Raw genomic sequence first — 13,076 nt, forward strand, 5'->3', positions numbered from 1 at the left:
CTCGCCGCAATCCTGGCGCAGTCCGCGCGGGGAGCCTGACCGACCCCGCCTCCCTACTGGTCGGTATGGTCTGCGTACTGCGCGTTCTCAGCGACGAGAGGCGGGATGGACGACATGGCCAAGCACTGGGCGGACTTCCAGTACGAGATCTATCTCAACGGCATGACCGGTGCCGTACCCCGGCTGCCCACCGATCTGACCCGGCTGGAGGAGCTGACCGAGCAGCGCCTCGGCCCGGGTCCGGTCGGTTACGTCGCGGGCAGCGCCGGGGACGGCAGTACCGCCCGCGCCAACCGGGCCGCCCTCAAGCGCCGCCGGATCGTGCCGCGCATGCTGCGGGACGTGCACGAACGGGACCTGTCCGTCGAGGTGCTGGGCCGCGCCCTGCCCGCACCGCTGGCGCTGGCCCCGGTCGGCGTGCTGTCGATCATGCATCCGGACGCCGAGCCTGCCGCCGCCCGGGCCGCCGCCGCGCAGGGCGTGCCGTACATCCTGTCCTCGGCCTCCAGCACGCCCCTGGAGCAGGTCGCCGAGGCCATGGGGGACGCCGAGCGCTGGTTCCAGCTGTACTGGCCCAAGGACCCCGAAGTGGCGCTGAGTTTCCTGGACCGGGTGAAGGCGGCCGGGTACACCGCCCTCGTCGTCACCCTGGACACCCCGCTGCTGGCGTGGCGGCCCCGCGACCTGGACCAGGCGTACCTGCCGTTCCTGCACGGGGTGGGCACCGCCAACTACTTCACCGACCCGGCCTTCCTGGCGGGCCTGGCCAAGCCGGTGCACGAGGACCCGAACGCCGCCGTGACGCACTTCGTGGGCATGTTCGCCGACCCCGGCAAGACCTGGCCGGACCTGGCGTTCCTGCGGGAGCACTGGGACGGCCCGATCGTCCTGAAGGGCGTCCTGCACCCCGACGACGCGCGTGCGGCGGCCGACGCCGGGATGGACGGCGTCGTCGTCTCCAACCACGGCGGCCGGCAGGTGGCCGGTTCCGTCGCCGCGGCCGACGCGCTGCCCGGGGTGGTGGCGGCGGTCGGCGACCGGCTCACCGTCCTCTTCGACAGCGGGATCCGCACCGGCGACGACATCGTCAAGGCCCTCGCCCTCGGCGCGCGGGCGGTGCTGGTCGGCCGGCCGTACGTGTACGGGCTGGGCCTGGACGGACAGGCCGGCGTCGAGCACGTCATCCGCTGTCTGCTCGCCGAACTCGACCTCACCCTCGCGCTGTCGGGACACGCGGGCCCGGCCTCCCTGAGCCCGGCCGACCTCGTCGAGGAGTCCGTATGACCGCCCCGCGCAACGTCCTCGCCGTCATCTCCGCGCACGTCGGGGGCCGCAGGACCGGGGCGGGGCTCGCCACGCTCTTCCCCGCCGAGGCGAACGTCACCGTCGTGGAGAGCACCGGCGAGGACCCGGACGCCCTGCGCGCGGCCCATGCGATCATCACGGGCCTTGCCCCGGTGACCGCCGAACACCTCGCTGCCGCACCGCAGTTGCAGCTCGTGCAGTGCGCGAGCCATGGCTTCGACTACGTCGATCTGGCCGCCGCCCGGGAGCGGGGCGTGCGGGTGTGCACCATCGGGTCCAGCGGCGCGGAGGCACAGAACGTCGCCGAGCAGACCTTCGCCCTGATGCTCGCCCTCGCCAAGCAGCTGATCCCCGCCCACACCGCGCTCACCGAAGCCGACTGGGCCCTTCCCCGCCTCCAGGGCTCCCTGACCGAGCTGTCCGGCAAGACGCTCGGCATCGTGGGCCTCGGCGGGATCGGCCGCGAAGTCGCCCGCCGCGCGGTGGCCTTCGACATGACCGTCGTCTACGCCGGACGCACCCGGGCCGACCCCGGCACGGAGGCCCGGCTCGGCGGCGCCCGCCATCTCCCGCTGGACGACCTGCTGCGCACCTCGGACTACGTCTCCCTGCACGCCCCGCTCACCGACGGCACCCGGCACCTCCTGGACGCCTCCCGGCTCGCGCTGATGAAGCCGACGGCGTTCGTGGTGAACACCGCGCGGGGCGCCCTGATCGACCAGGACGCCCTCGCCGACGCCCTGGAGAAGGGCGCCCTGGCCGGGGCGGGCATCGATGTCTTCGAGCCCGAACCGCCCACCCCGGCCCTGCGGTTGCTGCGCGCCCCGAACGTGGTGCTCTCCCCGCACGCCGGCGGCGTCACCCGGGAGACCCTGGTGCGGATCGCCCTGGCCGCCGTACAGAACGTGACCGGGTTCCTGTCGGGCGAGCCGCCCCGGGACGTGGTCAGTCAGCCCTAGCCGACGGCGCGGCGACCGACAGCGGGTCCGCGGGCGCCGACCGGCCCGGATCGGCGAGCCAGCGCTGGGCGTCGGTGCCGTCCCGGACCTTGACGACGATGTCGGCGCCCGCCGTGCCGTAGGTGGAGGTGAGGGCGAGCCGTTCGTCCCAGCGGGGCAGCAACTCGCCCTGTACGGTCAGGTCGTAGCGCACGTCGTCGGCCCGGTCGTCGTCCTCGTCGGCGCACCGCCCGAGGACGACGACCCCGGCGTCCACCTTCGAGTCCAGGCACAGGCCGGGCTGCGCCGCGCTGCGCAGCAGCCCGTCCTCCTCGTACGACCACTGCTGGGTGTCCGCCGCCGAGCAGACGGCCAGCTCGGTGCCGGCGCCGGGCTTCGGCGGGTCGCGGATGTCCAGGCACAGGTCGGCGGCGGCGTTGCGCAGCCCGGTCCGCCGTGGCGGGACGGGGAGTTGGGCGGTGCCCGGGGGTGCGGTGGAGACGGTGGGCGGGGCCTGGGTGCCGGTGCCGCCGTCGGTCGCGAAGCCGGGGGGAGCGGAGCCGTCGTCGTCGGACCAGACACTGGCGGCGAGGACGGACGCGAGCAGCCCGGCGGAGGCGATCCCCACACCGGTGAGCAGCGCCCGGGACGGACGCGGTCCGCCCGCCGCCCCGCGCAGTTGCGGGGGGACCCGGGGCAGCAGGCGCCGGCGTCCGCCGCCGTGCCGGGCCGGACCGCGGGGACGGGGGCTCGGCCGGGTGCGGCCCGGGCGGGAGTCCAGATAGCGGCGGGCGCCCCAGCCGAGCACGGATTCCGCGAGCAGGGTGCCCAAGCCACCCTCGAAATGGCTCAGTTGTTCGGCGGCGGAACGGCAGTAGCGGCACTGGGCGAGATGCTGCTGGACGTCCGGCAGCAGGGCTCCGCCGCGCCGCATGGGGACATCGAGCAGACGGTTGTAGAAGCGGCAGTCTTTCGTCGGGGCGAGTTCCCGATGCGCGAGGACACAGCCTTCACGGAATTTTTCACGCGCCTGTTCGAGCGCGACCGACGCGGTGTCGGTATCCATGCCCAGCAGTCCCGCGGGCACGGTTATCGCTTCCGCCTCCACCTCGGTGTGCCACAGCAGACACCGGGCCAGTCCCGGAAGGGCGTGGAATGAACGTCCGGCCAGCTTCCGATTTTCCGCGGTCATCGACTTCGCGGCCCGTATACCGCGACCGCCGGCCGGTTTCCCGAGGTCCGGCAGAACGGCCGATATCCGTTCCTCGGCGGCCCATACCCGGACCGTGTCCCGTACGGCGACCAGCAGCCGGGGCCGCAGCGCCGTGCCCGGTTCGCCGAGCGCCAGCCGGTCGAGGACCTGGTGGAAGGCGGCGGAGGTGACCATCGCGGCGGCCTCCGCGCGGGAGGCCAGGCAGATCACCGCGTATTCCTGGGCCGGGCGCCAGTGGCGCGCCATCAGCAGGGCGACCGTAGGGGAGGTCGCGCCGTCCGGTCTGCCTCTGAGGCGGGCGGCGAGGCCGTCGTCCGATTCCTCGGGGGCGCCGGCGGGCGGGGGGTAAGGGGGGCGAGGGGGGTGGGGGGTGGGCACTGAGCGGATTCCTTCCCACACGCGGAGATCAGCGCGGGGAGCGTGAATTCACCACTTCTCATCCGGTCCCGATTCCCCCATCGGTACGAATGCGACCCGGCTTTTAACCCCCCGCACGGGCACTTAACCCTCGCACAACCCACTCACGCCCAACAAGGCACTCGGGCAACATCCGCATCGTTGAAAGAAAGTCAGAAACAGTGGCAACTCCCCTCACCCGCACCGGCTTTCGGCTTTGCCCCGCACCCCGTGTGAATCACGCACCCGCGCCGGAGCGCCACGCACGCTCCCGGCGTGCACGAGCGCGCGGTGCACTGGGAGCGGCCCCTCGGAAGGCCCCGCGCAGGACAGCGGCTCCTGTGCGCGAGGGCCGCCGACCCCATTCCTCCCGCCCTCGGTCGGCGGCCCCGAGGGGCGGGCCCGAGGGGGCGGGCCGAGGGGGGCGGGCCCGGCCGGTGGCCCCTGAACCTCAGATCTGCCAGGACCGCAGCCGGTCGGCGGCGCCGAACACATCGGCCCTGCCGTCGATCAGGTCCCGGGCGAGGTCGACCAGCGCGCCGTACGGCGGATCGATGCCGACGCCGCTGACGAACATGTACGCCACGGCCGTGGCGCAGGCGAACCGGGCGTTGGCCGAGGGCAGCGGCTTGAGCAGGGCCAGGGTGTGCAGCAGCGCGGCCGCCCGCCAGGCCGGGTCGGAGTCCACGCCGAGCCGCGGCGGGTCGACGCGGTGCCGGGCCACGGCGGCGACCAGCGCGGAGAAGTCGTTGATGACGGGCTGGTCCGGCAGGACCTCCTCGTGCCGCTGGAGCAGCCAGGGCACGTCGATGTGGATGACGGCTGCCATCACTCAGGCGGCCCGCCCCTCGCCCTTGACGGGTGGTTCGTCCTCCGGGAACGCGGCGGCGAACTCGTCGGCGTGCGCGGAGAAGAACCGGCGGAAGGCTTCCGCGCCCTCCTGGAGTGCCCGGTGCCGGGCGATGTCGGCCGCCGCGGCCTCCCGTACGAGCGCCTTCATCGACGTACCCCGCTCCTTGGCGATCTGCCGCAGATCCTCAAGTTCGCGGTCGCTGAACTCCACGTTGAGAGCTGGCATGACTTCACGGTACCGCGCGGGTACTTACCCGTAAATACGACCAGGTCAGATGTGGTGTGCAACGGTACCCGGCGGGACGCAGGACGCCGCTGCGGCAGGGCCACGTCTTGCCGGTCCTCACCACCCGTGAGCGCCCCGTGCGCACCCGGCGGGGCTGGTCGGCGGGGGCGATGCGGCACGGGGTGAGCACCGTCCGCTCGGGCCGCCGGCACGCGCTCGGGATCGTCTTCTCCGCCGCGGCGTGACTCGTCTTCCCCGACGCCGCGTGAGAGCTGGGTCACATTACCCCGCCCGGGTGTCACAAACGGACCCCCTCGTGGCCTCCCAGGGGTGAGCGCACCGCAGCGGAGGCCACCGTCATGTCCGAGACACCCCTTCCCGACACCGACGACCGGTTGGACCAGGCCACCGGCGTCTTCGTCGACCATCGCGAGCTGCTGTTCGGCGTCGTCTACAACGTCCTGGGCAGCGTCGCCGACACCGAGGACGTCCTCCAGGAGACCTGGCTGTCCTGGACCGCCCGGGGTGGCGGCGACCCCTTGGCCGGGGTCGACAATCCGCGGGCGTACCTCGTCCGCGTCGCCGTCAACCACGCCCTGCGCCGGCGTGCCACGATCAGCCGCCGCCAGGAGACCTACGTCGGCCCCTGGCTGCCCGAGCCGCTGGTCGCGTCCGACGACGGCGCGGACGACCCGGCACTGCGCACCGAGTCCGTGTCCCTGGCGCTGCTGGTGGTGCTGGAGTCGCTGTCCCCGCTGGAGCGCGCGGTGTTCGTCCTGAACGAGGTGTTCGGCTACCCGCACACCGAGATCGCGGACATCCTCGACCGCACCCCGGCGGCGGTACGGCAGCTGGCCCGGCGCGCCCGCGCCCATGTGCACGCGCGCCGGCCGCTCTACCAGGCGCATCCACGGGTGCGCAGGGAGGCGACGGAACGGTTCGTCCGGGCCGCGCTCGGCGGGGACATCGCCGCCCTGATGGAGATCCTCGCGCCGGACGTCACCGTGTGGTCGGACGGCGGCGGCAACCGCAAACCGTCGGGACTGCGCCCGGTGCACGGCCGGGACAAGGTGGTGCGGCTGCTCACCGGGCACGGGGCCCGGCCGGACGTGAGCGCCCTGGACGTGCGCTACCGGCGCGTCAACGGCGACGACGCGGCGGTGCTGTTCGAGGGCGACTCGCCGTTCGCCGTGATGGTCATGGACCTCACCCCGGAGGGCGACCGGATCTCGGGCGTCTACATCGTCAGCAACCCCGACAAGCTCGCACACGTCGAGCGGGGCGGGGCGGAGGAGGGGGCATGAAGCAGGCGTCCCGCGGCGAACGCGTCGCCGACTGGTTCGACGGGCGCCTCGGCATCCACGCGCTCGGCCGCAAGTACCTGCGCAAGGTCTTCCCCGACCACTGGTCGTTCCTGCTCGGCGAGATCTGCCTGTACAGCTTCGCGGTGCTGATCCTGACCGGCGTCTGGCTCACCTTCTTCTTCCACCCGTCCATGAACGAGGTCACCTACCAGGGCAGTTACGTCCCGCTCAACGGCGTGCGGATGTCGGAGGCGTACGCCTCCACCCTCGACATCAGCTTCGAGGTGCGCGGCGGACTGCTCATCCGGCAGCTGCACCACTGGGCGGCGCTGGTCTTCGTGGGCGGGATGCTCACGCACATGATGCGGCACTTCTTCACCGGCTCGTACCGCAAACCCCGCGAGGTGAACTGGCTGTTCGGCTGGCTGCTGCTCTTCCTCGGCATGTTCGAGGGCCTGTTCGGCTACTCGCTGCCCGACGACCTGCTCTCCGGCACCGGGCTGAGGTTCGTCAACGGCGCCCTGCTGGCGGTGCCGATCGTGGGGACGTACCTGTCGATGTTCCTGTTCGGCGGGGAGTTCCCCGGTGACGACATCGTGGCGCGCTTCTACGCGCTGCACATCCTGGTGATCCCCGGCATCATGGCGGCCCTGAGCCGCAGCACAGGACTCGTACATGAGGCCCGATCGCAGGGGAAGCGGGACGGCTCACGCAGACGCCTGGACGATCAGTTCGTGTGCCGTCTCCGCCTGCGGACTCCCCCCCGCGCACAACAGGACCGCCTCCGCCAACTCCCTGAGCGCGCCGGGGCGGCGGGCGCAGGTGCGCAGGATGCTGATGGTGTCCATGCGGGGGCGGCTGTGCCGGGGGATGGCGGCTCGGACGCCGATCCTGAGCAGGCCGAGGATCTCCTCGCGGCCCTGCGGCTCCACGAACTCCTCCACCGCCAGGAGCGCGTCGGTCAGGGCGCGGAGCCGTTCGGGGGGCAGGTCGGAGTGGAAAGCGGTCGTGGGGTCGGGGCCGCCGCGGGACAGCAGCTGGCCCTCGTCGCCGTCCCAGGTGCGGGACCACAGGTAGGTGGGGGTCTGGGAGGCGCGGCCCTCGGCGCGAAGCCGGGTGAACCGCTCCCGCAGGCGGTCCATGACCGCGCCGGGGTCCGGTGGCCAGCCCGTGCCGATCGTCGGGTCGCCGGTGAGGACGTCCAGCGTCTCCCGGCTGAACAGGCCGGTCCCGTTACCGCGCAGGTTGGTCGCGGCCTCTCCCGGGCGGGCCGCGAAGAGCACCGCCTGGTCGCGGGCGGTGCGCGGCATCGGGGTGCCGTAGTCCTCGCGCGGCAGATGGCGCCGGCCGCGCCAGGGGTTGTGCAGGAGCTGGCAGGCGTCGACCAGCCAGATCTGGCGCGGGTGGCGGGGCACGGCGCGGTAGTACGCCAGGAGCGCGTCGAAGTCCAGGTTGAGCGGGTCCTCCGCGGTGGCGTCCGCGTAGAAGAGCCGCCGTCTGCCCTCCGCGTCCAGCACGCCGTGCCCGCCCCAGACCACCCACAGCAGCTCGCTCTGCTCGGCGGCGACGGTCCGCAGCAGGGTGTGGTGCACGGTGGCCCGGTCCGCGCCGAGGACGGTGTACGGCGCCTGGTGTGCGGCTCCGGTCCGCTCGGGCGGCGCGGACAGCAGCGCGGTGATCCGCTCGGGCGGCACACCCCGGGCGAGGAACCAGTCCGCGAACCGCAGCGCGTCGGACACGGGTCCGTCGAGTGCCCAGCGCGCCCCCGCCTCGTAGGCGTCGACGCCCACCACGACGACGGTCGTGCGACGGGGATCGGCTTGCGGTGCGGGCGGGTTCATGCGCCCAGTGTGCCGCCCGAGCGGCCTCAGCGGGTCATCCTTGGTCCGCCACGAAGGAGGCCATCCGGGTCAGCGCCGAGTTCCAGTTGATGGTGTGCTCGTTGGTCGACCAGGACTGGATGTCGTCGATGTAGCAGAACTGGCCGACGCAGCCCTGGAGTTTGCTCTGCGCGAAGGGGTCCTGGATGCTCGAGTTGGGCCCTCCGGCGAGCGTGCCGACCGGCGGGTTCGGCTGGTTCGGGTCGAGCTGGTTGGCGTACCAACGGGCGTGCTGGTTCTTGGCGTTGACCTCGCCGTAGCCGGTCACGTACGAGATGTTCAGCGCGTTGCGGCCGAACACGTAGTCCATGCTCTGCAGTGCGCCGTCCCGGTATTTCGAGGCTCCCGAGATGTCGTACGCGGTCGCGATGACCACCGCGTTGTGCAGCAACTGGTGGTTGGAGCCCCAGTCGTAGCGGTTGTCCTCGGGGGCGTACGGCATGCCGTAGGGGTGTGCCCTCAGCGTGGCCAGGTAGCCGTCGGCGCCCTTGAGGACGGACTGGCGCACCTTGTCCCGGCCGGGCAGTGCGCTCGGCACGGTCGCCAGGTCGAGCCGGGCCGCCGCCGCCGTCCGGGCCCAGTCGTAGCCGAGGGGGCCGAAGATGTCGGCGGTGTGGACCGGGGAGTTGAGGACGCGGTCCCGGAACTTCGCCTCGCCGGTGCTGAGGTACAGCTCGGCGGCGGCCCAGTAGAACTCGTCGGTGACGTTGTTGTCGGCGTAGGCGCCGCCGCCGATGCCGTCGCTCTCCGAGGCGTACCGGTCGGGGTGCGCGAGCGCGGCCGCCCATGCCTTGCGCGCGGCGGCCAGCGCCTCGGCGGCGAACTCCCGGTCGTACGGCTTGTACAGGCGGGCGGCCTGCGCGGCCGTCGCCGCGAGGTTCAGGGTCGCCGCGGTCGACGGCGGGTGCAGCTCGCGCTTTTGCGGGTCGTCGCTCGGCAGCAGCGGCAGCCCCGTCCACTTCTCGTCGTGGATCTTGTGGTGGGCCATGCCGGCCAGCGGCTGCCCCTCCGGCACCTGCATCTTCAGCAGGAACTCCAGCTCCCAGCGGACCTCGTCGAGGAGGTCGGGCACCTTGTTGCCGCTCTCGGGGATGGCGAGGGTGCGGTCGCCCAGCTTCGCCGGGTCCCCGGTGCGGGCGTGCAGCGCGCGCTCATAGGTGCTGAGCAGCTCCCAGACCGATATGCCGCCGTTGACCACGTACTTGCCGTGGTCGCCGGCGTCGTACCAGCCGCCGGTGACGTCGAGGGTGTAGTCGCACACGCCGGGCTGGCAGGGCACGTCCCCGTCGCCCTGGTTCGGCGCGACGTCCACATGGCCCGCGGGGCGGCCGTAACCGGGCCGCAGGTCATCGCGTATGGCGATGCCGCTGCGCTGGGTGTAGTAGTACTTCGCCGCGTCCAGGCGCAGCCGCTCGTAGGCGCTCGCGTCGATGTCGAAGGGGCGGCTGGTCTCGCCGTCGGCGACCAGGGTGAGGCCGGTGCCGCGGGTGCGGTAGGAGCCGAAGTCGAGGGAGTGGACGTTCTGCCCGGAGGAGGCGTCGGTGCCGCGCGGCACGGTCCAGCCGCGGGCGGCCACGGTTCCGTCGGCCCGGCGGAGCTGCCACGGCAGCCGCTCGGTGGCGTCGGTGACGAGGGTGGCGTTCTTGGGCCCCGCGGGCAGATAGGCGACCTGGTTCACCCGCATCCGGGGCCCGGTGTCGGGCTCGTACGGCTCCGGCTGCACCCCGCCCAGCAGCGAGACGTCGTCCAGGCAGAACCGCCACGGGTCGGCGCTGCCGCCGACCTGGAGGCCGACCTGGCCCTGAGCGGTGTCGGCGGGTGCGGTGAAGGTGTACGAGTAGCGGTTCCCGGAGACGCTGAGCTGCGGCGACACCTCGAAGTAGGTGTCGTACGGCGCCACTTGGAGGCCGACGATGGCGCGCACGACATGCGCGTCGGGCAGCCCGGAGGCGGTGAAGGAGAAGCGGTACGACTCCCCCTTGACCAGGGTGATGTCGTTCTGGCCGATGGCCGCGTCCCAGCGGTTGGTGGTGCCGCCGGGCACGTCCGCGCAGAGCTGTCCGTCGGACAGGCCCGCGGTGACATTGCTCGTCCACCACGGTTCCGCGGTGGTGTCGAAGGTGCCGTTCTTGACCTGCTCGATCTCCTCGGCGCCGGCCACGGGGGCGGGCAGCGCGACCAGGGCCGCTCCGAGCAGGGTCGTCAGGGACAGCACGGCGGTTCTGCTTCGTTTCACGTCTGCGCTCCTCGGCGGAGGTGCGGGAGCGCTCCCATGGGAGCGCTCCCAAAACGGTCGGGGGACAGCTTGTGGCAGCCGCGAGATCCCGTCAACGGTCCGGACAGAGCTCGTCCAACTGCCCTGCCCCCGGGGACCGTCCGGACAACGGCCGGAATGCGGCCTTGACGGTTCCGGACGCCCGCACCGGGGTTCCTGGTCCGTCCCGGGCGCGGACGCACTACGCTGGAACGCATGTGACCACCGGTCACTGTGAGTGTCCGCGTTGGAGTGGCGACGATGACCCCGCACGACCCGATCGACGACGCCGCGACGGCTCGGGCCGTCATCGACGAGCACGGCACCCTGGTGGAGTGGAACGCCGGTGCCCGGCGGCTGCTGGGCTGGTCCGCCGCCGACGTCGTGGGGCGCCCGGCCGCCGAGCTGCTGGCCGACGGCTCGGTGCCCGTCCCGGCGGGCCCGCGCTGGGACGGCACGCTCCCCTTGCGTCACCAGGACGGCCACCGGGTCCGGGTGTGGCTGCTGGCCCACCACCGGCCGCCGGGCGAGGACCGCCCGGCGCACTGGCTGGTGGTCACCCCGCTGGAGGCGGAAGGCCCCCGCTCCCCCGGCGACCCGCTGGCCACAGCCGCGCTCACCCAGTCGCCGTGCGCCGTCGCCGTCTACGACGAGCGGCTGCGGCTGAGCCGGATCAACGACGCCATGGCCGAGGTGCTCGGCCTGCCCGAGGAACGCATCCAGGGGCTCAGGATCTCCGAGATCGGCGGCCGGGCGCAGAGCGAGGAGCTGGAGGAGCACATGGCCGGCGTGCTGGCCACCGGCCGGCCCCGGGACGTGCAGACGTACATGCGCACCGGCGGCGAGAGCCGCGCGCACGCCTGGCTGGCCCGGATGGCACCCGTCACCGACGCCGAGGGCCGGGTGCGGGGAGTGTGCCTGGCCGCCCACGACTTCACCGAGAACTACCTCTCCCGGGAACGGCTCCAGCTGGTCAACGCGGCCAGCGTGCGCATCGGCACCACTCTCGACGTCACCCGCACCGCACAGGAACTCGCCGATGTGTGTGTGCCCGCGCTCGGCGACTTCGTCAGCGTCGACCTGCTCGACCCCGACGACGAGGGCACGACCGCGACCGCGCCGATCACCGCGCCGGTAGGGCTGCGCCGCGCCGCGCACCGGTCGATCAGCCCCGGCAGCCCGGAGGCCGTGGTCGAGCCGGGCCGTCTGGAGCTGTACCCGGCCGAGTCCCCGCAGGCCGCCTCCCTGACGGCGGGCCGCACCGTCGTCGCCTCGGTGCCCTCCGGCGATCTCGACGCGTGGCTGAGCTGGGACCGCAAGCGCAGCGCCCGGGTCCGGGAGCACGGCATCCACTCCACGATGTCCGTGCCGATCCAGGCGCGCGGGGTGACCCTCGGCGTCGCGGTGCTCACCCGGTTCCGGCGCCCCGACCCCTTCACCCCCGACGATGTGCTGCTCGCCGAGGAGATCACGGCCCGCGCGGCCGTGTGCGTGGACAACGCCCGCCGCTACTCCCGCGAGCGCGAGACCGCCCTCGCCCTCCAGCGGAGCCTGCTCCCCCAGGGGCTTCCGCGCACCCCCGCCGTGGACGCGGCCTCCCGCTACCTCCCGGCCGCCCGCTCCGGTGTGGGCGGCGACTGGTTCGACGTGATCCCGCTGTCCGGGATGCGGGTCGCCCTGTGCGTCGGGGACGTGGTCGGCCACGGCGTCCAGGCGTCGGCGACCATGGGCCGGCTGCGCACCGCCGTCCGCACCCTCGCCGACATCGACCTGGCTCCGGACGAACTCCTCACCCACCTCGACGACCTGGTCGTACGGCTCTCCGAGGAGGCCGGCGGCGAGGGCAGCCCCGGTGAGGTCGGCGCCACCTGCCTGTACGCCGTCTACGACCCGGTGTCGCGGCGCTGCACCCTGGCCCGGGCCGGCCATCCCCCGCCCGTGCTGGTCCCGCCGACCGGGGCGCCCCGGTCGGTCGACCTGCCCGCCGGGCCACCGCTGGGCCTCGGCGGGCTGCCCTTCGAGCCGGCCGAGCTGGATCTGCCCGAGGGCAGTGTGCTGGGGTTCTTCACCGACGGTCTGCTGGAGCACCGCGAACGCGACGTCGACGCCAGTCACGCCCTGCTGCTCGACGCGCTCACGACCGCCGACGACTCGCTGGACGAGATCTGCGACCGGGTCCTGCGCACGCTGCTGCCGCCCGGCGGGGCCTCCGACGACGTGGCCCTGCTGCTGGCCCGCACCCGGGGCCTGCCCGCCTCCCAGGTCGCCACCTGGGACATCCCGGCCGATCCGGCGCTGGTGGCGCCGATCCGCAAGCAGGTCGTCGACCAGCTCGGCTCCTGGCGGCTGAGCGAGGCGTCGTTCACGGCCGAACTGGTGGTGAGCGAACTGGTCACCAACGCCATCCGGTACGGCTCGAAGCCGATCCGGCTGCGGCTCATCCATGACGCGGCCATGCTGATCTGCGAGGTGTCCGACTCCAGTCACACGGCCCCGCATCTGCGCCGGGCCAAGACCTGGGACGAGGGCGGCCGGGGGCTGCTGCTGGTCGCCCAGCTCACCCAGCGCTGGGGCAGCCGGCACACCGCGCAGGGCAAGACGATCTGGGCGGACATCGCCCTGCTCGACGAGGGCTGAGCGGGCGCGGGCTCCCCGCGTTTCCCCGTACGCACGGCGGACACCCGGGCAGATGACGAACCATCAGGAGC

At 73.0% G+C, this 13,076-nt stretch carries 9 protein-coding genes and 2 pseudogenes; 6 read left to right on the top strand and 5 right to left on the bottom strand.

Annotated elements, in window-relative coordinates; translation table 11 throughout:
- Positions 1-114: 114 nt before the first annotated feature.
- Positions 115-1,284, top strand: coding sequence for a lactate 2-monooxygenase (locus ACWD1Z_RS13565; protein WP_451118332.1), 1,170 nt, complete (start codon positions 115-117; stop codon positions 1,282-1,284).
- Positions 1,281-2,264: a 2-hydroxyacid dehydrogenase gene (locus ACWD1Z_RS13570; RefSeq protein WP_451118334.1), complete on the top strand. Its 984-nt coding sequence runs from the start codon at positions 1,281-1,283 to the stop codon at positions 2,262-2,264. Before ACWD1Z_RS13565 ends, ACWD1Z_RS13570 begins: the two co-directional genes overlap by 4 nt.
- Here ACWD1Z_RS13570 and ACWD1Z_RS13575 read toward each other — a convergent pair.
- The 3 genes from ACWD1Z_RS13575 to ACWD1Z_RS13585 all read right to left on the bottom strand — a co-directional run bounded on the left by ACWD1Z_RS13575 (position 2,251) and on the right by ACWD1Z_RS13585 (position 4,930).
- Positions 2,251-3,834, bottom strand: coding sequence for an RICIN domain-containing protein (locus ACWD1Z_RS13575; RefSeq protein ID WP_451118336.1), 1,584 nt, complete (start codon positions 3,832-3,834; stop codon positions 2,251-2,253). The two genes, ACWD1Z_RS13570 and ACWD1Z_RS13575, sit on opposite strands and share 14 nt — an antisense overlap.
- 469 nt (positions 3,835-4,303) lie before the next feature.
- A complete protein-coding gene (locus tag ACWD1Z_RS13580; protein WP_451118337.1) occupies positions 4,304-4,681 on the bottom strand; it encodes a toxin Doc in 378 nt (125 codons plus the stop codon).
- A gap of 3 nt (positions 4,682-4,684) precedes the next feature.
- Complete coding sequence (locus ACWD1Z_RS13585) at positions 4,685-4,930, bottom strand: hypothetical protein (RefSeq protein WP_451118339.1); 246 nt, start codon at positions 4,928-4,930, stop codon at positions 4,685-4,687.
- A gap of 83 nt (positions 4,931-5,013) precedes the next feature.
- Here ACWD1Z_RS13585 and ACWD1Z_RS13590 point away from each other — a divergent pair.
- From ACWD1Z_RS13590 to ACWD1Z_RS13600, 3 genes and pseudogenes are all read left to right on the top strand, one after another.
- A pseudogene (locus tag ACWD1Z_RS13590) lies at positions 5,014-5,175 on the top strand (2OG-Fe(II) oxygenase); the annotation flags it as partial.
- Between the two features lie 114 nt (positions 5,176-5,289).
- Positions 5,290-6,234 carry an RNA polymerase sigma factor SigJ gene (sigJ, locus tag ACWD1Z_RS13595; protein ID WP_451118341.1) on the top strand — a complete coding sequence of 315 codons (945 nt, stop codon included), beginning with the start codon at positions 5,290-5,292 and terminating at the stop codon, positions 6,232-6,234.
- Positions 6,231-6,887 (top strand): annotated as a pseudogene (locus tag ACWD1Z_RS13600) (cytochrome b); the annotation flags it as partial. The gene sigJ and the pseudogene ACWD1Z_RS13600, both read left to right, overlap by 4 nt.
- A 54-nt stretch (positions 6,888-6,941) precedes the next feature.
- Here ACWD1Z_RS13600 and ACWD1Z_RS13605 read toward each other — a convergent pair.
- Complete coding sequence (locus tag ACWD1Z_RS13605) at positions 6,942-8,075, bottom strand: effector-associated domain 2-containing protein (RefSeq protein ID WP_451118343.1); 1,134 nt, start codon at positions 8,073-8,075, stop codon at positions 6,942-6,944.
- Between the two features lie 34 nt (positions 8,076-8,109).
- Positions 8,110-10,350: a glycoside hydrolase family 9 protein gene (locus ACWD1Z_RS13610; protein ID WP_451118345.1), complete on the bottom strand. Its 2,241-nt coding sequence runs from the start codon at positions 10,348-10,350 to the stop codon at positions 8,110-8,112.
- Positions 10,351-10,629: 279 nt separating this feature from the next.
- On the opposite strand from ACWD1Z_RS13610, the gene ACWD1Z_RS13615 reads away from it, so the two are divergent.
- On the top strand, positions 10,630-13,005 hold the full coding sequence (locus ACWD1Z_RS13615) for a SpoIIE family protein phosphatase (RefSeq protein ID WP_451118347.1): 2,376 nt from the start codon (positions 10,630-10,632) through the stop codon (positions 13,003-13,005).
- The last annotated feature ends 71 nt before the right edge of the window (positions 13,006-13,076 follow it).

The sequence above is a fragment of the Streptomyces sp. NPDC002784 genome (assembly GCF_053592135.1).